Origin of the sequence: Haliea sp. (genome assembly GCF_040221975.1) — a bacterium.
Lineage (GTDB): Bacteria > Pseudomonadota > Gammaproteobacteria > Pseudomonadales > Halieaceae > Haliea.
In genome coordinates this window covers 1-19,203 of record NZ_JAVJWR010000002.1, presented here as the reverse complement: position 1 = coordinate 19,203, position 19,203 = coordinate 1, and the positions used below count along the sequence as shown (strand labels likewise).

Annotated in this window: 18 protein-coding genes; 12 read left to right on the top strand and 6 right to left on the bottom strand. The window is 64.6% G+C overall.

Annotation, left to right across the window (positions count from 1 at the left end):
• Nucleotide 1: 1 nt before the first annotated feature.
• Nucleotides 2-1,087, bottom strand: a complete 1,086-nt coding sequence (locus tag RLO07_RS00255) for a DUF917 domain-containing protein (protein WP_462290123.1) — start codon at nucleotides 1,085-1,087, stop codon at nucleotides 2-4.
• A 35-nt stretch (nucleotides 1,088-1,122) separates the two neighbouring features.
• Complete coding sequence (locus tag RLO07_RS00250) at nucleotides 1,123-2,676, bottom strand: hydantoinase/oxoprolinase N-terminal domain-containing protein (protein WP_462290122.1); 1,554 nt, start codon at nucleotides 2,674-2,676, stop codon at nucleotides 1,123-1,125.
• Nucleotides 2,677-2,967: 291 nt separating this feature from the next.
• On the opposite strand from RLO07_RS00250, the gene RLO07_RS00245 reads away from it, so the two are divergent.
• Nucleotides 2,968-5,655, top strand: coding sequence for a LuxR C-terminal-related transcriptional regulator (locus tag RLO07_RS00245; protein WP_462290121.1), 2,688 nt, complete (start codon nucleotides 2,968-2,970; stop codon nucleotides 5,653-5,655).
• Between the two features lie 102 nt (nucleotides 5,656-5,757).
• Here RLO07_RS00245 and RLO07_RS00240 read toward each other — a convergent pair whose 3' ends face one another.
• Nucleotides 5,758-5,961 (bottom strand): YgaP family membrane protein, encoded by a 204-nt coding sequence (locus RLO07_RS00240; RefSeq protein ID WP_462290120.1) that lies wholly within the window; start codon nucleotides 5,959-5,961, stop codon nucleotides 5,758-5,760.
• Between the two features lie 144 nt (nucleotides 5,962-6,105).
• Between RLO07_RS00240 and RLO07_RS00235 the strand changes: the two genes are divergently transcribed.
• The 3 genes from RLO07_RS00235 (at nucleotide 6,106) to RLO07_RS00225 (ending at nucleotide 8,496) form a co-directional block, all read left to right on the top strand.
• Entirely contained in the window at nucleotides 6,106-6,957 is an 852-nt protein-coding gene (locus RLO07_RS00235; protein WP_462290119.1) for a class I SAM-dependent methyltransferase, read from the top strand.
• Nucleotides 6,954-7,856 carry a DUF1295 domain-containing protein gene (locus RLO07_RS00230; protein WP_462290118.1) on the top strand — a complete coding sequence of 301 codons (903 nt, stop codon included), beginning with the start codon at nucleotides 6,954-6,956 and terminating at the stop codon, nucleotides 7,854-7,856. The genes RLO07_RS00235 and RLO07_RS00230 overlap by 4 nt, the downstream gene beginning before the upstream one ends.
• Before the next feature lie 73 nt (nucleotides 7,857-7,929).
• Nucleotides 7,930-8,496 carry a YaeQ family protein gene (locus RLO07_RS00225; protein ID WP_462290117.1) on the top strand — a complete coding sequence of 189 codons (567 nt, stop codon included), beginning with the start codon at nucleotides 7,930-7,932 and terminating at the stop codon, nucleotides 8,494-8,496.
• Here the strand turns inward: RLO07_RS00225 and RLO07_RS00220 are convergent.
• Nucleotides 8,472-10,157 (bottom strand): alkaline phosphatase D family protein, encoded by a 1,686-nt coding sequence (locus tag RLO07_RS00220; RefSeq protein ID WP_462290116.1) that lies wholly within the window; start codon nucleotides 10,155-10,157, stop codon nucleotides 8,472-8,474. The genes RLO07_RS00225 and RLO07_RS00220 overlap by 25 nt on opposite strands.
• Nucleotides 10,158-10,205: 48 nt before the next feature.
• Between RLO07_RS00220 and RLO07_RS00215 the strand changes: the two genes are divergently transcribed.
• The 7 genes from RLO07_RS00215 (at nucleotide 10,206) to RLO07_RS00185 (ending at nucleotide 17,619) form a co-directional block, all read left to right on the top strand.
• A complete protein-coding gene (locus RLO07_RS00215) occupies nucleotides 10,206-10,709 on the top strand; it encodes a GNAT family N-acetyltransferase (RefSeq protein WP_462290115.1) in 504 nt (167 codons plus the stop codon).
• A 5-nt stretch (nucleotides 10,710-10,714) separates the two neighbouring features.
• Nucleotides 10,715-11,350, top strand: a complete 636-nt coding sequence (locus RLO07_RS00210) for a thermonuclease family protein (protein ID WP_462290114.1) — start codon at nucleotides 10,715-10,717, stop codon at nucleotides 11,348-11,350.
• Nucleotides 11,351-11,572: 222 nt separating this feature from the next.
• Complete coding sequence (locus tag RLO07_RS00205; RefSeq protein ID WP_462290113.1) at nucleotides 11,573-12,595, top strand: ABC transporter permease; 1,023 nt, start codon at nucleotides 11,573-11,575, stop codon at nucleotides 12,593-12,595.
• Between the two features lie 3 nt (nucleotides 12,596-12,598).
• Nucleotides 12,599-13,666: an ABC transporter permease gene (locus RLO07_RS00200; RefSeq protein WP_462290112.1), complete on the top strand. Its 1,068-nt coding sequence runs from the start codon at nucleotides 12,599-12,601 to the stop codon at nucleotides 13,664-13,666.
• A 25-nt stretch (nucleotides 13,667-13,691) separates the two neighbouring features.
• Complete coding sequence (locus RLO07_RS00195; protein ID WP_462290111.1) at nucleotides 13,692-15,668, top strand: extracellular solute-binding protein; 1,977 nt, start codon at nucleotides 13,692-13,694, stop codon at nucleotides 15,666-15,668.
• 5 nt (nucleotides 15,669-15,673) lie between these two features.
• On the top strand, nucleotides 15,674-16,645 hold the full coding sequence (locus RLO07_RS00190; protein WP_462290110.1) for an ABC transporter ATP-binding protein: 972 nt from the start codon (nucleotides 15,674-15,676) through the stop codon (nucleotides 16,643-16,645).
• Nucleotides 16,642-17,619 (top strand): ABC transporter ATP-binding protein, encoded by a 978-nt coding sequence (locus RLO07_RS00185; protein WP_462290109.1) that lies wholly within the window; start codon nucleotides 16,642-16,644, stop codon nucleotides 17,617-17,619. The genes RLO07_RS00190 and RLO07_RS00185 overlap by 4 nt, the downstream gene beginning before the upstream one ends.
• Before the next feature lie 64 nt (nucleotides 17,620-17,683).
• Here RLO07_RS00185 and RLO07_RS00180 read toward each other — a convergent pair whose 3' ends face one another.
• Complete coding sequence (locus tag RLO07_RS00180) at nucleotides 17,684-18,493, bottom strand: enoyl-CoA hydratase (RefSeq protein WP_462290108.1); 810 nt, start codon at nucleotides 18,491-18,493, stop codon at nucleotides 17,684-17,686.
• A gap of 133 nt (nucleotides 18,494-18,626) precedes the next feature.
• Between RLO07_RS00180 and RLO07_RS00175 the strand changes: the two genes are divergently transcribed.
• Nucleotides 18,627-18,800, top strand: a complete 174-nt coding sequence (locus RLO07_RS00175; RefSeq protein ID WP_462290107.1) for a hypothetical protein — start codon at nucleotides 18,627-18,629, stop codon at nucleotides 18,798-18,800.
• A 165-nt stretch (nucleotides 18,801-18,965) separates the two neighbouring features.
• On the opposite strand, the gene RLO07_RS00170 is transcribed toward RLO07_RS00175, so the two are convergent.
• A partial coding sequence (locus RLO07_RS00170) for an HNH endonuclease signature motif containing protein (RefSeq protein WP_462290106.1) occupies nucleotides 18,966-19,203 on the bottom strand: 238 nt, incomplete at its 5' end.

Genomic DNA, 19,203 nt, shown 5'->3' with positions numbered 1-19,203 from the left:
TTTAAAGTGATTCGATCGGCTGGAAAGGATCGTCCAGCCCGAAGGCCGCCGGACCGAAGACCTGCAGTGCCGCCGGCGTTCTGAGAATGGGTGGCGCACTGACGCCGAGCACCTTGACCCGCTGTCCGTACTTGAGCCCCTCCACCGGGATCGGTTCGGCGGTCTCCCGGTCCACCACACAGATCAGGTCGGGCACTATGGCCCGCACCGCACCGTCCTGGCGCGCCACCAGATGTTCGTTCTGGAACACCAGCTGCATCGCGGACCCGCTGCCGTCCAGCGCCACCAGGTCACACAGCCCCACCGAGAACCCGCCGCGGGTGTCACGCTGCAGGTCGCTGACCTTGCCGTCAAAGATCACCTTGCAGTGGCTGTAGTAGGGCGTGGCACGCAGCGCTGACAGCAGCGCTCCCACGGGATCACCGGCCCTGCGGCCCGCCGCGATGGCGCGGCCAATTGCCAGCGCCAGGGTCATGGTGCCGGTGACCGCGCTGTCCTTGACCTGGCGCCCGGTCATGAGATAGCTGGAAAGCATGACGCTGCAGCCCATCTCCACGGCGCACACCCGCACCAGATCCTCCGCGCGCTTGGCACTGCCGGTATTCACGACCAGGGAATTCAGGTGTTCGTCGGTCACCACCAGCGGGGTACAGGAGACGCCGTGGACGTTGTAGGTGACCATCTGGATCTCCGGAAAGGCGCGACCCATGCCGTCGGCATCCACCAGCGGCAGCCCGGTGCGGGCGGCAGCCATGACCGGCACCAGGGAGTTGACCCCGCCAATTTCAATCGGGATCACCGCGTCTGCACGCCGACCCGTGTATTCCTGCAGCTGTGCCAGGGCGAGATCGATGTCATCGCCACAGGCGCCCTTCTCCACCAGCACCGTGGGCGCGCCCAGCATTGCGATGGTGTAGACGTTGGCATCGTCCGCAAGGCTTTCCACGCTGACCAGTTCAGGTGACCCGAACTCCTCGATCGCGCTGGTGGCAAGCATCCGGCCGATATAGGGGTCCCCGCCGCCTCCCGTTCCCAGGAACGCGGCGCCGGTGGCAATGTAGGGCAGGTCTTCCAGACTTATCTTCATGTTCGCTTGCATACTCCCGTAGAGCCCTGGAGGCTTCAGATACCGGCGGCCAGGTCACCGGCCACCTTGACTTTCACCCGGACGGCATTGCCCGGCACATACGCCAGCGGCAACTCCTCGAGGTCAATGACCACGATGCTGTCCGGTCGCGCGCCGGCGGCCACGGCGCGCTCGCACGCTTCGGCCCGGGCCGCGGCCAGGGCCGCTTCGCGACCGCTCTGCTCGTAAGAGAACACCCGGTCGGTCTCGCCACCGATCTGGGCGATCGAGGCGCCAATGGCATTGGCAACGCCGGCGTGCCCGGGGACGATGACCTCGGTGGTCCCGGGGATGTCCCGGTTGATCAGCACCGCGCCGCCGCCCACCAGGATCAGGGGTACCGGCTCGGCACTGGTTTTCATCCGGTCCACCCCGCCGGCTACCATGTCGTGTATCCGGGTGACGCAGCGCTCAACCAGGGCCGCATCCAGGTGGGCCACGCGGTCGCGGTCGCCGATCTCGGCGTAGCCCGCCGCCACCGCGATATCCGTGGCGGTGAGGGTACTGCCGCCGAACACCAGGGCTTCCTCCAGCAGGCGGTAGCCTACCGAGCCCGGGCCGATGGCGACGTCGCCACCCTGCTCGACAACGCGGGAACCGCCGCCCAGCCCCAGCGCGTAGATATCGGGCATGCGGAAATTGGTACGCACCCCCCCGACATCCACAGACACCGAGGATTCGCGCGGGAAGCCACCGGCCAACCAGCCGAAATCCGTGGTCGTGCCGCCGATGTCCGCCACCATCGCGGTTTCGTGCCCCCCCAGGCGCGCGGCGCCGCGCATGCTGTTGGTCGGGCCGGAGGCAAAGGTCAGCACCGGGTAGCGCTCGACAAAGTCCGCGCTCATCAGGGTGCCGTCGTTCTGGCTGATATAGAAGGGAGCCTGCAGCGACAGGGCGCGCATCGCCGCCCCGAAGGAACGAACAACCTCGCGCGACAGCCGGGCCAGCGAAGCGTTCATGATGGTGGCGTTTTCCCGCTCCAGCAGTCCTATCCGGCCGATTGTATGGGACAGGGTGATCGCCACCTCCGCCCCCATTTCCGCGCGTACGATGTCCGCTGCGCGCAACTCCATGTCGGCGCTGATGGGCGCAAACAGGGAAGAGATGGCGACGCTCTGGATGCCCGCCTCGCGAAACTGTTGTGCGGCCTCGCGCACGGCCTTTTCGTCGAGCTCCGCGTTGACGCGGCCATCGTATTGCACGCCACCGCGAACCTGGAAGCAGGGTCCACCAATCGCCTGGCGAATGTCCCGGGGCCAGTCCACCAGCGGCGGGATGCCGCGAGCCGCCGGCAGGGCAACCCGCAGGATGCCCACCGGCAGCAGGGATTGGCGAGCCACGAAGGCGTTGGTGAAATGGGTGGTGCCGATCATCACCGCGGTCACGGCTTGTGCCTCGACTCCCGCCGACATCAGTACCCGACGCAGCGCGGCCTCGATTCCGGAGCTTACGTCCTCCGTCGTCGGCTGCTTGCAACTGGCCACCACCCGCAGGCCGTCAACCAGCACCGCATCCGTATTCGTCCCGCCGACATCGACTCCGAGTCTCATGGTGTAATGTATCCCTGACTGCTTCATGCTTACCCTAGCCAGCGCCGCGCCCACTCACAATCCGCGTCTGGTGTGGGAAACCGGCGTCCGCGGGTGGGGCCGGGTTCGGCCCTGTTGTCTGCAGCCTACCCGTTCGGGTGGGGCGGGCCGGGCACATGGGCGTCGATTTCACGGCGCCAGTCTTATACAGTCAGTCCTATGCAGGAACATGCCCCAGAAGACACGCCCCGCACGACCACGGCCTTCCCGCCGTGGCTCGCGCTCGCCAAGGTATGTCCGCCTAGCCAGCGGGTGGCTGTGCTCGACCGCCGGGGTCTCGAACTGCGCCTGAACGAGGGGCTGTCAAAGCGGGCGACCATTGTCAGCGCCCCCGCCGGGTACGGCAAAAGTACGCTGCTCGCAAACTGGCTGCGCCAGTTGCCGGATAACACGGCAACCTGCTGCTGGCTGGCGCTGGACGAAGACGACAACGACGATCTGCAGTTGCTGACCTATCTCGCCTTCAGCCTGTCCCGTGCCGGCGTCCTCCAGCCCACCTATCAGGACAGCAATGCATTCCACGGCGAACTTACGCCCCGCCAGATACTCAACCTGATCCAGCGCAGCGTCGAGGCCTGCCCCGGGCGCGTCCTGCTGGTTATCGATGACTTCGAGAAGCTATTACCGGCGACCATTGAAGCAATCATGCAGCCACTGTTGCGCTACGCGCCCGGGAACCTGCACCTTTGCATCGCCACCCGTGACGACAGCGCCCTGGACCTCAGCCGGCTGGAAGTCAACGGGGAGGTACAGCGTCTTGATGCCACGGCACTACAGTTCACCCTGCCAGAGATCCGGGAGATATTCTCGGACCAGCTGCCTGTCGCGGTAGCCGAAGAGATCTACCGCCGCACCCGGGGCTGGCCGGTCGCGGTCCAGATGTTGCGCAGCGCCCTCGCCACCGAGCGCGACCACGAGCGGGTGCTGCAGGAGCTGGGCCGTGATGCCGGCACCCTGTCTGCCTACCTTGCCCACCAGATCCTGGAAGGGCTGGAGGACCCGGACCGGCAATTCCTGATGTCGGTTGCACCGCTGGAGAGAGTGGATTGCCAGTTGGCCGACCATGTTCGCGAGGCGGGGGACAGCCTGCAACGCATTCACCGGCTGCAGCACCTGCACAGCCTGATACGACCGCTATCGGGGCCCGGTGACATCTTTCAGCTGCACCCGCTGTTGCGGGATCACCTCTACCGTCGGTTGCAGATCGAGGATCCGGCCCAGCTGCGGCATCTGCACAGCCGCATCGCGGACTGGTATGCCCGCGAGTCCGACCTGGTGAATGCAGTGCGCCACTGCGTGCTTGCCGGTGACCCCGCTCGCGCCATCGGGATTATCGAGTCCATGGGCGCCATTTCTCTCTGGTTGCGCGAGGGTATTACCCGAATCCGCACCGCACTGGGCCTGCTCGACACAATGGTCATCGGCGCGTCACCGCTGCTGTTGTTGTTACAGAGCATCATCGAGGTGAAGGATGGCCTGGTATTCAGGGCTCTGCAGACATTCCGCGAGGCCGAGCGGCTGGCCCTGGATGACGGGGCTGCCCTGGCGGCGGGGGTACCCGAGACGCTGCTGAACGAACTCCGGCAGATCGACGCCTATCTGGCCATCTATGCGGGGCGCAGAATCCGGGAAACCAGCTACCAGGCCCTGCTGGAGTCAACCGCCCGGATCGACCGCCAGGACCCGGAGCGGCGCGCCTTCCACTACAACCTGATGTGCGTGGTGCATACCCAGCAGGGCGATTTTCGCAGTGCCCGCCACTTTGCCCGGGAGGCCATTCGCTCCTTTCGGGAGATGGGCTCCCTGTATGGCGAAAGCTATCTGTACTTCCACCTCGGCGATGCCAGTTTTGCCGAGGGCGAAACCGCCAAAGCCGAAGAACTCTATCGAGCCGGGCTCGATATGGCACGGCGCAAGTTCAGCGAAGACAAGGGTCTGAGGCTGATCGGCCACGTCCTGCTGCTGGAGTTGCTGGACGAGCTGGGTCGCGAGGATATGTCGCTGACGGTATTGCGGCAGCTTCCTCGCGAACTGGAGGCTCGCGAGGCCTGGTTCGACATCTACCTGGCAGGCTACTGCACCGCCAGCAATATCGAGTATCGACGCTCGGGCCTGAAGCCCGCACTGCGGCTGCTGGAGCGGGCCATGAAGTACGCTGACCAGCAACGACTGGCACGCCTGGAGGACCTGCTGCAGTGCCAGCGTGTCGAACTGCTGGTGAGAGCGGGCAAGCACCGCGCCGCCCGCGCGCTGGTCGCGGATTCAGGCATCAGCCTGGAAGCCTATCGCAGCGGTGACGGCAATGAAGCGGCCTGGCGCGAGCGGGATGTTGCCGCCCTCGCCATCAGCCGCCTGTTGCTCGCGGAGGGACGCAGCCAGGAGGCGCTCGCCGAGCTGGCGCACTTTTCGGCACAGGCGCGCGAGCAGGGGCGCCTGCGCTCATCGATCCGCTACGCCCTGCTGATGGCCCAGGCAGCCCACGCCCTGGGCGACGGGGATCGGGCACGGGAGTATACCGGTGAGGTTCTGGCGCTATCCCTGCGCACCGGTTTTATCCGCGCTCTGGTGGACGATGCGGGCCCGCTCGAAGACCTCATCGACCTCTACCTGGCTCGCAGCGAGGGCCTCGACGCCAGACTGGTGAGCCACGCCATCAGGTTCAGGGAACGGCTGCAGGGACCCGCCACCGGCGCAGTCACTCAACCCCTGCTCAGCAAGCGCGAACAGGAGGTCATGGCCCTGCTGGCCCTGGGCGCTGCCAACAAGGTAATCGCCAGAGACCTGGACCTGTCCGAGAACACCGTGCGCTTTCACCTCAAGAACATCTTTGCCAAGCTGAACGTCCAGAACCGGGTGCAGGCGGTCAGCAAGGCGTCCCTGCTGGGGCTGACTGCCGCCAATGGCGCACACCCGCCCACGGGCGCCGGCTGCCGCCCCTGAGCGGTGGCAGCATTGGCCGGAGCATCCCTCCACAACAAGGCACCGACAGCCCCGGCGTCCGGCAGGCACACGGTGTAGAGCACGGACCCTGGCTACCTGTTCTCAGGAAAAGGCGGTTCCAGTCCTTATGCCTAGCTTTTTGAACAGGATGGCCGCCGGGCAGAAGCCGGTGAAGGCAGCCTGCAGGAGGTTCGCGCCCACAAAGGCGGTAAACCACAGCCAGTAGCCGCTGTGGAGCTGGGCCAGCACGAGGCTGAGCAGAACCATGATGCCGGCAAAGGCCATCACTGCGCGATCGAGTGTCATGACATTCTCCCTAGGATAAACCCGCTGCAACTGGATATACATTAGTATTTACTTATATTTTTGTCAAAGTGCTCGCCGCAGGGGCAATGGCGCGATCCATTGCTGTATCCTTCCGGAGGCTAAAAAGACAACAGGAATCAATTCATGAGCAATGCAGATCAGCTGGCCTACTGGAACGGTGAGGCGGGCCACAAATGGGCGGATAATGACGCGATGATGGCGCATATGCTGGCCCCCATCGCCCGGGACCTTATCCAGCACGCCAATATCGGGAGCGCCCGACGGGTACTGGATGTGGGCTGCGGCGGCGGCAGCGAAACCCTGATGCTGGCAGACCACCTCGGCCCGCAGGCCAGCGTGCTCGGTGTGGATATTTCCGCCCCGCTGCTGGCGGTCGCTCGGGAGAATGCGCTGGCGGCCGGCGCCAGTGGCAGGCAGGTCGACTTTTTGCAAGCGGACGCCTCGAACCACGCCTTCCCCCCCGCCAGTTTCGACCTGCTGTTTTCCCGCTTCGGGGTCATGTTCTTCGACGACCCGACAGCGGCCTTTGCCATCCTGTACCAGGCACTCCAGCCTGGCGCGAAGCTGGCGTTCTCCTGCTGGCAGCCGTTGCAGGAGAATCTGTGGGCGATGATTCCCCTCAAGGCCGCGTTCCAGCATCTGCCTGCACCGGAGCCGCCACCACCCCATGCCCCGGGGCCCTTCGCCTTTGCCGACGCCGACTACACCCGCTCGGTACTGGCGGGCGCTGGTTTCAGCGCTATCGCCATTACCGCGCATGCGGTCACCATGGCCTGGGGGCGCGAAGACGATCTCGCCACCACAGCCCGGGACATGTTGAACATGGGCCCGGTGAGCCGGCTGCTGCAGGACTGCGACCCGGCACTCCGGGAAGCGGTCTACACCTCCGCCATCGAGGCCATGGCGCCCTGGTTCAGCGACGGCAAGATACGCATGCCCGGGGCGGTGTGGCTGGTGACGGCCAGCAAGCAGTGAACGCGGAAGCGGCGCGAAAACCCGCCACCCGCGGAGCTGCCGCGCTGCAGTTTCTGCTGCGCATGAGCAGTGTCCTCGTGCTGGCGCTGGCATTTGCCCTAGCCGGCAGCCACACCGGTGCCAGCTGGCACGGCTGGCCGATATTTGCCCTGTGCGCGCTGCTGGCGCTGGCGCTGCAATGGCTGGCCTTTGTGCCGGCGTGGTTGCTGCAAACCGAGAAATTCTATGACCTGACCGGTTCCTGCACCTACCTGTCGGTGATCTGGCTGGCGGTCGGCCTGAGCGGTGCCAGCGATAGCCGCAGCCTGCTGCTGGCCGGCTGCATCAGCCTGTGGGCGTTGCGGCTGGGCAGTTTCCTGTTCCTGCGCGTTCTCAAGGATGGCAGCGACTCACGTTTCGACCGGATCAAGCCCCATGCCGGCACGTTCCTGTTCACCTGGAGCCTGCAGGGTTTGTGGGTCCTGATCACGGCCGGCTGCGCACTGGCGGCGATCAGCGGCGGTCGCGGAGGGCAGGTGGGTTTGCTGGAACTCGCGGGCCTGCTGCTTTGGCTCGGCGGTTTCACTATCGAAGTGATTGCGGACCACCAGAAGCGCGCTTTCCGGCGCACTCACGGCAGTGAGCGGTTTATCGACTCGGGCCTCTGGTCCTGCTCCCGGCACCCCAACTACTTCGGCGAAATCCTGCTGTGGTGCGGTATTGCGCTGATTGCAGCACCGGCGCTGGCTGGCTGGCAGTGGCTGACGCTGCTGTCACCGCTGTTCGTATTCCTGCTGCTGACCCGGGTCAGCGGCGTGCCACTGCTGGAACGCAAGGCGGATCGACGCTGGGGCAACGACCCCGAGTGGCAGGCGTACCGGGCCCGCACACCGGTACTGGTGCCACGCCCCTGGCGCTGACCTGGCAGGGCTCGTGCCCTGCAAGCGCGCATACGCTATAGTGCCCCACCCTGATTGCAGATAAGCCGATGTCATGGCGCTCAAGTCCACCATTTTCAAGCTCGACCTCAATATTGCCGACCTGGACCGCCAGTACTATGCCGATTTTCCGCTCACCCTGGCGCGCCACCCTTCGGAAACCGACGAACGGATGATGCTGCGAGTGCTGGCATTCGCCCTGAACGCGAGCGACAGCCTGGAATTCGGCCGCGGCATCAGCACCGATGACGAACCGGACCTGTGGCAAAAGGACCTGACCGGCAGCATTGAAACCTGGATAGAACTGGGCACCCCCGACCCGGACCGCCTGCGCAAGGCCTGCTCCCGCTCGCGCCGCGTCATTCTCTATGCCTACGGCGACCGGGCAGTGCCCGTGTGGTGGCAGAAGCACGGCCCCGGCCTGGAGCGCTTCAGGCACCTGCAAGTCTGGCAGATCCCCGATACGGGCGCCCGCGCACTGGCCGCCATGGCGCGCAGCGGGCTGGAGTTGCAGTGCACCCTCTCGGGCGGCGAAGCCTGGCTGAACGGCGCCGGTGAGTCGGTAACGGTGCGCCCGCTGGCGCTGAAAGAGAGCGCTCAGGACGCCAGCACTACACGGTGACCGCGGGCGAGCCGGTAATCCGGTGCGCCGATGCCATCAACGAACAGCCAGTCTGTCTCCAGGGCGCTGGGTGTCACGGTCAACAGCATGAAGCCGCGCTGATGCAGATTGCAATATTGCAGCTCGTCGATCAGCAGGGTCATCGTCTCCGCCAGTTGCAACGCCTCCTCGTCACCGACGCCCAGATATTTCTCCATGCCCGGTGATGACACGCTGGCCGTGGCCAGCTCCACCCCGACCTCTGCGCCCTGCCGGTCGTGGAGCCGACTGTACCAGGCATTGTGGGTATCGCCCGCCAGTACCACCAGCCGCTTGCCCAGTTGCTGCGCGAGGCCGTACAGCTTTTCCCGCTCCACCGGATAACCGTCCCAGGCATCCAGGTTATAGGGCGTCACCCGCTGCAGGCGGGCCCGTTGTTCCGGGCCAATATCCCAGCCTCGCATCAGCGCGGCTTTCAATTCAGCCAACTCTGCGAGCAGGGGCGGCAACTCGGCCAGGTCTTCCACGCCCAGCAGATCAGCTGGCAGGTGCATTTTCGCCATCACCACCTGCTGGCCCAGCACCTGCCAGCGGGCGGGCGATGCGGCCAGACGCTCACCCAGCCACGCCAGCTGCGCGGGCCCCAGCAGGGTCCGCCCCGGGTTGCCGAGGTCGGCCCGAAACCGGTCCTGTTCCATGGTGCCGGTTGCCGAATCCACGTAATCCCGGTATTCCAGCTGTCGGTCGCGGCCGATGATGCGGGTATCCAGCATATGCAGGGACAGCAGGTCGCCGAAGTCGAAGCTGCGGTAGATCTGTTCGTTGCCCTCGGCAATGGGGGGACGCACCGGCAGCCACTCATACCAGGCCCGCAGGGCCGCCAGCTTGCGTTCGTCAAAATCCCCTTCCCCGGGGGAATGGTTTTCGGCGCCGTCGCGCCAGGCGTCATTGGCGACTTCGTGATCATCCCACACGGCGATGCACGGTGCGGCAGCGTGCATCGCCTGCAGCTCCGGATCCGTGCGGTACAGAGCATAGCGCTTGCGATAGTCCGCCAGGCTGTACAGCTCGCCGGCATTATCCGCCGGCAGGCTGCGGCCCAGCTGCTCCGCGTTCTCGGTGGCATAGCCGCCGGCGCCGTATTCATAGAGGTAGTCGCCCAGATGCAGAAACGCGTCCAGGTCCGCCACCCGGCTACCTTCACGGTAGACGTGGAAGTGGCCCGCGGGATAATTGGAGCAGGAGAACACAGCCAGACGGACCTGCTGTACTCCGGCGGCGGGCAGGGTCTTGCTGCGCCCCACCGCGGTTACGCTGTCGCGGGCGGCGAAGCGATAGAAATACTCGGCCCCCGGCTCGAGGTCACGCACATCGACCTTGACGGTGTAGTCGCGCCCGACATCGGCTCGAACCTCGCCGCGCCGGATCACCCGTTCGAAGGCGGAGTCTGCCGCCAGTTCCCAGGACAGGTCGAGGGCGGGTTCACCCGCGGCAGGCGTGGCCCGGGTCCAGAGCAGCACGCTATCCACCCCAGGGTCACCCGAGGCCACGCCGTGCTCAAACCGGGCAGCCGAGAGCGAGCCCCGCGGCCGGGCTGACTGACAGCCGCCCAGGGCGGTGGAAATCGCCACTGAGCCTGCGAGGACGGTGGACAAGCGGAGAAAATGGCGGCGGGAAATCATCGGGCAAGGTATCCTGAGCAGAGGAGAATCAGCAAGGTTAATGCCCCGATGTTAAAGGCCCGTGACACAATTGTCGTCGACATACTGCCGCTGAGTGCCTGCCCGCAGGCCATAGACACGCTCGCCAGGGCACATCTGGAAGAGTGGCGGGAGCTGTATCCCGAGGACACGGTCGACAGTTTTGCCGCAGACCTGGCGCGCTCGCTGGGCGGGGACCCGGTACCGTCCACCTGGGCGCTGGTGGCCGCAGGCGTGGCCATCGGCTCAGTGTCCTTGATTGAACAGGACCTGGACAGCAGGCCCGAACTCACACCCTGGCTGGCCAATCTCTGGGTAGACAGGGAGTGGCGCGGCCGCGGGCTGGGCAAGCGGCTGGTGCTCCATGCCTGCGAACAGGGACGCCTGCGCGGCCTGGAGCGGCTCTACCTGTATACGCCCGAGCACGCGACTTTCTATCAGGCCCTGGGCTGGGAAGTGCTGGCAGCCTCGACCAAGAACGGCGTTGCCATCACCCTGATGAGTTACTTGCTGCGGCGCCGGCCCCGGCGGTGAAACGCATGGCTGCTCGCTCGCGCAAGAACCTGACCCGCGTCGCGGTAATTCTGCTGGGGCTGACTCTGTTCCAGTACTTCTCCGGTGGCGAAATCACCTGGCACCGGCAGCTGCTGACGACCGTAACTGGCGGCGATGGCCCCGAGCCGGGCTGGCGCCACGCGGCCGACAAGCTGGAACAGGCGGGGGCGGCCAGGGAGGGGACCCCGCTGCCGGACTTCGATATCAGCGGCCGCGTTGTGCGGGTGGCGGACGGCGACACGGTCTCCCTGCTGGACAGCAAAAACGAGCAGCACCGGATTCGCCTGTACGGGATTGATGCACCGGAGCATGGCCAACCCCACGGCGACAGGGCCCGCGAGGCGCTAGCGGGGATGGTTGCGGGCAGGCACCTGGGCGTGGTGGTCGTGGAGACCGACGACTACGGTCGGCGGGTGGGCACCCTCTATGCTGACAGCCGCAATATCAACCTGGCCCTGGTGCAGCAGGGCCACGCCTGGTGGTATCAGTACTTCGCCCGCCACGAGCGCCCGCTGGAGGCAGCTGAAAAAGAAGCGCGCAGCGCCCGGCGGGGCCTGTGGGCCGGCCACGACCCGATCCCACCCTGGGACTGGCGCCGCCAGCAACGTCTGAGCAACTGACGACCGGACTGCTGAACCGCTCGAGCTCAAAGTGAGTCAGCATGGCCATGCGTTCAGCGGCGCCCACCCTTGCCAACGGCGCCAGGCCTGAGTCCGGGACCGGTGGTGAATCAGGATTACACTGCTCCGGCTTTGCCCAGGGGGGGCTTTGTGGCACCATCCGCTGCTGAGCCGGTCTATTGAACCGCGGCGAACACGACCACAGGGGTCCTGACGGCATACATGCGCGATTATTTCCTCAGACGCCTTCTGCTCGTCCCCCCAACGCTGATCGGTGTCACCATCATCGTCTTCGCCATCACCCGCCTGGTGCCCGGTGGACCGCTGGAACGGGCGATCATGGAAACCCAGCAGATGAGCATGTCCGGCGGTGGCGGCTCGCAGATGGCCGGGCAGGGCATGGCCATCTCCGAGGCCCAGCTGGACCGACTGCGCGAATACTACGGCTTCGACAAGCCGCTGCTGCAAAGCTACTTTCACTGGCTGGGCAAGGTGGTTCGCGGCGACCTCGGCTCCTCCTATCGCTATAACGAACCCGTGTGGGAGGTGATACAGCAGCGCTTTCCGGTATCCCTGTACTACGGGCTGATGACCCTGGTAATCACCTATGCGGTCTGCATTCCACTGGGGATTCTCAAGGCCATACGCCACCGCACCTTCGTCGACAACATCAGTTCCATTCTGATTTTCATCGGCTACGCCATTCCCGGCTACGCCCTGGGCTCCCTGCTGATCCTGTTTTTTGCCGTGCGCCTGGAGTGGTTTCCCATGGGCGGCTTCGTCAGCTACAACTTCCAGGACCTGGGGCCTGGAGCGCAGGCCATGGACCTGCTGAACCACTCGGTACTGCCACTGATCTGCTACCTGGTGGGCAGTTTCGCCCTGGTCACCCTGCTGCTGAAAAACCACCTGATGGACAACCTGGCAGCCGACTACATCCGCACCGCGGTCGCCAAGGGAGTGTCATTCCGCCAGTCTGTCACTCGCCACGCAGTCAGGAACTCCCTGATCCCGATTGCCACCACCTTTGGCCAGAACATCACTCTGCTGGTATCGGGCTCGTTCCTGATCGAAACCATCTTCGATATCGACGGCTTTGGCCTGCTCGGTCTCACCGCCATTCTCGATCGCGACTATCCGGTGGTCATGGGGGTAGTCCTGCTCGCCAGCCTGCTGCTGCTGATCGGCAACATTCTCTCCGACATCCTGGTCGCCCTGGTCGACCCCCGGATCAGGTTCCAGTAGACGGTGTTTGCCCTTAACCCCCAGACCCGCAAGAAGCTGCAGCGCTTCCGCAAGATCAAGCGCGGCTACTACAGTTTCCTGCTGCTTGCGGGGCTGGGTGTGCTGCTGGTTTTCGGCGAGCTGCTGGTCAACAGTCGGGCCCTGATCGTCAGCTACGAAGGAAAGCTCCATTTCCCGACCTATACCGACTTCCGTCCCGGCACCGATTTCGGCCTGGATTACGACTATGAGACCAACTATCGCGAGCTGAAGGCCCACTTCCGGCAGCAGGGCGGGGACAACTGGGTGCTGCTGCCGCTGGTGCCCTACAACCCCTATGAGAACCACGCCCCGGGCGGGATATTCCGGCCCCTGCCGCCCGACGCCGCAGAGCAGCACTACCTGGGCACCGACACCACCAGCCGCGATATCCTGGCGCGCCTGTTCTACGGCACTCGCATCGCCCTGGTCTTTGCCCTGATCTTTACCGCCTGCGTCTATGTCATCGGCATCAGTATCGGCTGCGCCATGGGCTACTTCGGCGGGCTTTTTGACCTCGTGTTCCAGCGGATCATCGAGATCTGGTCCAACGTGCCCTTCCTGTACATGGTGATCATCATCTTCTCGGTGATTCCATCCAGCGTTGCCGTGACCACGCGGATCGGCATCCTGCTGCTGGTCATGGTGCTGTTCTCCTGGACCGGCATGACCTACTACATGCGCACCGAGACCTACAAGGAGAAGTCCCGCGACTACATTGCCTCGGCGCGGATTATCGGCGCCTCCAATTCGCGGATCATCTTCCGGCACGTCATGCCCAATGTACTGTCGACCCTGGTGACCTTCATGCCCTTCACCATAGTCGCGGCGATTTCTGCCATCACCGCGCTGGATTTCCTCGGTTTCGGCCTGCCGGCACCCACGCCCAGCCTGGGTGAGTTGCTGAAACAGGGCACTGCCAACCTCCGCACCGCACCCTGGATCGTGATTTCCGCCTTCGGCACCCTGGTGGCCCTGCTCACCCTGGTCACCTTCATCGGCGAGGCCATCCGCGAATCGTTCGATCCCAAAACCTTTTCCGTTTACCGTTAGCGAACCGTTAGCCGAGGTTACCGAGATGAAGAAAACACTGTCCACGCTGTTACTGGCCAGCCTTGTCCTGCTGCTGGGAGGTTGCGGGACGTCGGACAGTGACGGCGCCGCGGATGCCGCCGCGGAGGCGGCTGCGACGGCAACCGCGGCCGCGGTCAATGCGGAGGTGGAGGCGTTCTACGCCGCCAATCCGGATTTCTTCGGCTTCAAGACCCCCGCGGACCTGCCGCCCGATCTGGCCTGGACCAGCAACGATCACCTGGCGGAAATCGGTTCACCGGAGGCAAAAAAGGGCGGCACCCAGTACGGGGCGCTGCAGGATTTCCCGCGCACGCTGCGTACCGTCGGCCCCGATTCCAATGGCAGCTTCCGTCCGTTCCTGCTGGATGACGTGGGCATGACGCTCACCCACCTGCACCCGGAAACGCTGGAGCTGTACCCCGGCCTGGCCGAGTCCTGGGCGGTGGACTGGGACAATCAGACTGTCTACGCGAAGCTGGACCCGGCGGCGACCTGGTCCGACGGCGAACCAATAACGGCAGACGACTACCTGTTCATGTTCTGGTTCTACCGCTCGCCGTACATCATGGCGCCCTGGTACAACAACTTCTACAGCACCACCTACACCAATATCAGCCGCTACGACGACCACACCATCTCCATTACCATGGCCGAGCGCAAGCCCGACATGGACGAACGCGGCCTGTTGTTGCGCCCCATTCCCCGCCATTTCTACAGCGAGATGGGTGACGATTTCAGCGAGCGCTACCAGTGGGCTTTCGAACCCACTCCGGGACCGTATATCGTCCGCGACCAGGACATCCGCAAGGGCCGCTCCATCGCGCTGACCCGGCAGGAGAACTGGTGGGCCCGGGACAAGAAGCACTGGCGCTACCGTTTCAACCCCGATCGCATCCAGCTCGGCGTGATCCGCGACACCCCGAAGATGTTCGAGGCCTTCAAGCGCGGCGACATCGACCAGTTTGGCCTGAATCTGGCAGAGTACTGGTACGAGAAGCTACCCGATTCCGACCCGGATGTGCAGGCGGGCTATATCCACAAGGTGACCTTTTACAACCAGCGGCCGCGACCGCCTTTCGGCCTCTGGATCAACACCGCGCAGCCGCTGCTGGACAACCGGGATATCCGCGTCGGCATCGCCCACGCCACCAACTGGGACCTGGTGATCGAGAAGTTTTTCCGCGGCGACAATGAGCGGCTCAATACCGCCAACGACGGCTTCGGTGAATATTCCCACCCGACCCTGAAGGCCCGTGAATTCAATATCGACAGGGCGCAGGAGTACTTCGCCAGAGCAGGTTTCAGCCGCCGCGGTGCGGACGGCATCCTGGTCAACGAGTCCGGGCAAAAGCTTTCTTTTACCCTGTCCACCGGCTACGAAACCATGCGCGATGTGCTGACCATTCTGCGCCAGGAGGCTGCCAAGGCGGGGCTGGACCTGCGCCTGGAAATCCTCGATGGCACCGTCGGCTGGAAGAAAGTGCAGGAAAAGCAGCACGACATATCCTTCACCGCTTTCGGTCGTTTCCTGGAGGAGTACCCCCGCTTCTGGGAGCACTACCACTCCGACAACGCCTGGGACCGCGCTTTCCTGGATGATGGTAGCGTCAACCCCGAGCGGCAGCCCAAGACCCAGACCAACAATCTGGAGGCCTTTGCGCTGCTGGAGATGGACCAGCTGATCGAGCGTTACCGGGCATCCACCGACAGGGATGAGATGATTGCCCTGTCGCACCAGATGATCGAGTTGCACCACGAGCACGCGTCCTTTGTGCCTGGCTTCTACCAGGGCTTCTTCCGGCTCGGAAAGTGGCGCTGGGTACGCTATCCCGAGGGCTTCTCCTACAGACACTCGGACGGCCCCGGCGAGCTGTTCGTGCACTGGATCGACACCGCCATAAAGGAGGAAACCCAGGCCGCCCAACGCAGCGGCAAGACCTTCGAGCCGGTGATCGAAGTCTACGACCAGTGGGCCGAGTAGCGCCGATGGCCCTGCTGGAAGTCGACAACCTGGTCACCGAATTCGCCACCGACGAGGGCCTGGTGCGGGCGGTCGATGGCGTCAGCTTCAGCGTCGAGCCCGGTGCCACGGTGGGCATTGTCGGCGAATCCGGCTGCGGCAAGAGCGTCACCGCGCTGTCGATCATGCGCCTGCTGCCACAACCCATGGGCCGCATCGCCGGCGGCGCGATTCGCTTCCAGGACCGCGATCTGGCGCAGCTGCCCATTCCCGAGATGGAGAAGATCCGCGGCTGCCGCATCGGCATGGTGTTCCAGGAGCCGATGACCGCCCTCAATCCGGTGCACACCATCGGCCGCCAGCTGACCGAGGGCATGCTGCTGCACAGGATTTGCGAGCCCGCCAATGCCCTGCGGGCGGCGGCGGAACTGCTGGAGCGGGTGGGCATTCCCTCGCCCGAGGTACGCCTCGGCGAGTACCCGCACCAGCTGTCGGGGGGCATGCGCCAGCGGGTAGTCATTGCCATGGCCCTGGCCTGCCGGCCGGCCCTGCTGATTGCCGATGAGCCCACCACCGCGCTGGACGTGACCATCCAGGCCCAGATCCTGGAACTGATCAAGGACCTGCAGGCGGAGATGGGCATGGCGGTCATCATGATTACCCACGATCTCGGCGTGATCGCGGAGACCTGCGACCAGGTAGCGGTAATGTACGCGGGCAAGGTCGCCGAGCGCGGCACGGTGTTTGACATCTTCGACCGCCCGGCCCATCCCTACAGCCGCGGCCTGCTGAATTCCATCCCGCGCCTGGATACGGAGCCAAAATCGCGGCTGGGCGTCATTGAGGGCATGGTGCCGGGACTGCGCGACCTGCCCCTGGGCTGCCGGTTCGAGAATCGCTGTCCCCATGCCATGGACGAGTGCCGGGAAGTAGTGCCTGTGCTGGAACAGGTCGCGGCTGGCCACGATGTAAGCTGCATTCGCTGGCGGGATCTGTGAGCGCGCCGCTGCTGGAAGTCAGCAACCTGGCCATGCATTTCCCGGTGCGGGAGGGCCTGCTGCTGCGCGCCAAGGCCTTCAACCGGGCGGTGGACGGCGTCTCCTTCAATATCGGACCCGGGGAAACCCTGGGGCTGGTCGGCGAGTCCGGCTGCGGCAAGTCCACCCTGGGCCGCTGTATAGCCCGCCTGTACCAGCCCACTGGCGGCAGCATTCGCTTCAATGGGCAGGATATTACCCACATGCCGCCACGCACCCTGCGCCCACTGCGACAGGACATCCAGATGATCTTCCAGGACCCGATGGAGTCCCTGAATTCAAGACATACGGTGGGTGATATTCTCGAAGAACCTTTCATCGTGCAGAAGATCGGCGACCGGCTCTGGCGCCAGAAGCGGGTGACGGAACTGCTGAATACCGTCGGTCTGCCGGCGCGCTCGGCGAGCCGCTATCCGTTTGAGTTCTCCGGTGGCCAGCGGCAAAGGATAGGCATTGCCCGGGCCATTGCGCTGAACCCGAAGCTGGTGATCTGCGATGAGCCGGTGTCGGCGCTGGATGTTTCCATCCAGAGCCAGATTCTCAACCTGCTGGTGGACCTGCAGCGTGAGTTCAAGCTGTCCTATCTGTTCATTGCCCATGACCTGGCGGTGGTAAAGCACGTGTCCGATCGAGTTGCGATCATGTACCTGGGCAAGATTGTGGAGACGGCCGCCAGCGAGACCATCTACCATCGGGCGCGCCACCCCTATACCCAGAGCCTGATAGCCGCCATTCCCGTACCGGACCCGCATCGCAAGGTGCAGCGGCAGGTTTTGCGTGGAGATGTGCCCTCCCCCATCAACCCGCCCTCCGGCTGCAGCTTCCACCCCCGCTGCCCGGTGGCCGAGCCCCGCTGTGCGGAACAGGCGCCCGAGCTGGTCGAGGTCGGCGCGGGCCAGCTTGCGGCCTGTCACCTGATTCAGCGCCAGACCTGATTCAGCGCCAGACCTGATCCGGAGCCGGCCCTGATCCGGGGCCTCGGCTATCGAGGCGCCGACGCTACCCTTGCGGCCACACCGGCTGGCGCTTGTCGAAAAAGGCCTGGGTACCCTCGCGGGCATCCGCGGTGGTCATGGTATCGATCATGGGTTCACAGGTGGTGCTGTAGGCCTCCGCCAGGGGCTTGTTGAGCTGCTGGTAAAACGCCTGCTTGCCCCTGGCTATGCCCTCGGCAGACTTGCTGGCGATTTTCTGCGCCAGCGCTTCAGTATCTGCCCGCAACCTGTCAGCCGGTACCACACGATTGAGCAAACCCATCCGCACTGCATCCTCGGCGTCAAACAAGTCGCCCGTCAAGGCCAGCTCCATGGCATGTTTGCGATGAATATTGCGGCCGACCGCTACCAACGGCGTGGTACAGAAGGCCCCGATGTTGACCCCGGGCAGGCAGAAACGCGCCTCTTCACTGGCGATGGCGAGATCGCAGGCCGCCACCAACTGGCACCCTGCGGCGGTGGCAACGCCCTGGACACAGGCGATTACCGCCTTCGGGGATTCGGTGATCCCCAGCATGAGGCGGGAGCAGGCCTGCAGGATGGCCTGCATCCGGGCCCGGCAATCAGCGTCCGATTCGCCGGCTTGCGGGGTCATTTCACGCAGGTCGTGACCGGCGGAAAAAGCCGGGCCGGAGCCGGTGATAACAATACAGCGCACCGCGCTATCCGCTGCTGCAGCACTCAGGCACTCCTGCAGTGCATTGATCATCTGGCTGGAGAGAGGACTGCGCTGCCCGGGCCGGTTCAGTGTGAGCCAGAGTACCGATCCTGACATTTCGGCAATTACCCAGGGGGGTGCTGTTGTTGAGGACATGGTGGCTCCTTGTGGCAGGTGGCGACAACTGTGAATACTGGCCTGCCCGGGGCGACCTGTCCAGCCAGGGACTGATCGGGATTGCGGCGAATGCCGTATACTCTGGCTTGCCAGCAAAGCAGGAGACCGGATCATGCCAGAGAACACTTCCCCGCCAGAGGCAGCACCCCAACATCCACGCTTGCCCTGCCGTGGCTGTACCCGCGACTGCCCGCACTACGACATCTGCGAGGGCGCGCTCTGGCGGATGGACCAGGGGCAACTGCAGCCTGCAGCCGTCTCTGGCGAGGCCCCAAGGCAGGGCTAGAGCCGGGACCTTTGCCAACAGTTATCACAATCATTGCGATCGTATCGGTCGTCATCTTGCCGGCCGCGATACCGGACGCGATGGCGGGCTATCAATTCCAGCTCGGGTTCCAGAAAAACCTTACCTATTCCAAGGGAGCCTCGTTTCCGCTGGAAGCCTCTCCCCCTAACCAGCGTCTGGCGCCAGAATCTCCGCGGAGGTGCCGTTGAGGCGAATATCAAAGCACCCGCGGTGCAACTGACGGTGATGGAACCGGCACAGCGTCACCAGGTTGTCCAGCCGTGTTTCCCCGCCCTCGGCCCAGTGCCGGATATGATGGGCGTCCACGTACTCGGATTCCTGGCAGCCGGGATACTGGCAGACCCCGTCCCGCTCGCGCAGGGCACGGCGGATACGTTCCGGC

Coding starts and splice junctions, on each gene's coding strand:
- RLO07_RS00220 (WP_462290116.1), bottom strand. CDS start 10,157: ATGATTTCCCGCCGCCATTTTCTCCGCTTGTCCACCGTCCTCGCAGGC.
- RLO07_RS00195 (WP_462290111.1), top strand. CDS start 13,692: ATGAAGAAAACACTGTCCACGCTGTTACTGGCCAGCCTTGTCCTGCTG.
- RLO07_RS00235 (WP_462290119.1), top strand. CDS start 6,106: ATGAGCAATGCAGATCAGCTGGCCTACTGGAACGGTGAGGCGGGCCAC.
- RLO07_RS00240 (WP_462290120.1), bottom strand. CDS start 5,961: ATGACACTCGATCGCGCAGTGATGGCCTTTGCCGGCATCATGGTTCTG.
- RLO07_RS00190 (WP_462290110.1), top strand. CDS start 15,674: ATGGCCCTGCTGGAAGTCGACAACCTGGTCACCGAATTCGCCACCGAC.
- RLO07_RS00175 (WP_462290107.1), top strand. CDS start 18,627: ATGCCAGAGAACACTTCCCCGCCAGAGGCAGCACCCCAACATCCACGC.
- RLO07_RS00250 (WP_462290122.1), bottom strand. CDS start 2,676: ATGAGACTCGGAGTCGATGTCGGCGGGACGAATACGGATGCGGTGCTG.
- RLO07_RS00205 (WP_462290113.1), top strand. CDS start 11,573: ATGCGCGATTATTTCCTCAGACGCCTTCTGCTCGTCCCCCCAACGCTG.
- RLO07_RS00225 (WP_462290117.1), top strand. CDS start 7,930: ATGGCGCTCAAGTCCACCATTTTCAAGCTCGACCTCAATATTGCCGAC.
- RLO07_RS00180 (WP_462290108.1), bottom strand. CDS start 18,493: ATGTCCTCAACAACAGCACCCCCCTGGGTAATTGCCGAAATGTCAGGA.
- RLO07_RS00255 (WP_462290123.1), bottom strand. CDS start 1,087: ATGAAGATAAGTCTGGAAGACCTGCCCTACATTGCCACCGGCGCCGCG.
- RLO07_RS00210 (WP_462290114.1), top strand. CDS start 10,715: ATGGCTGCTCGCTCGCGCAAGAACCTGACCCGCGTCGCGGTAATTCTG.
- RLO07_RS00215 (WP_462290115.1), top strand. CDS start 10,206: ATGTTAAAGGCCCGTGACACAATTGTCGTCGACATACTGCCGCTGAGT.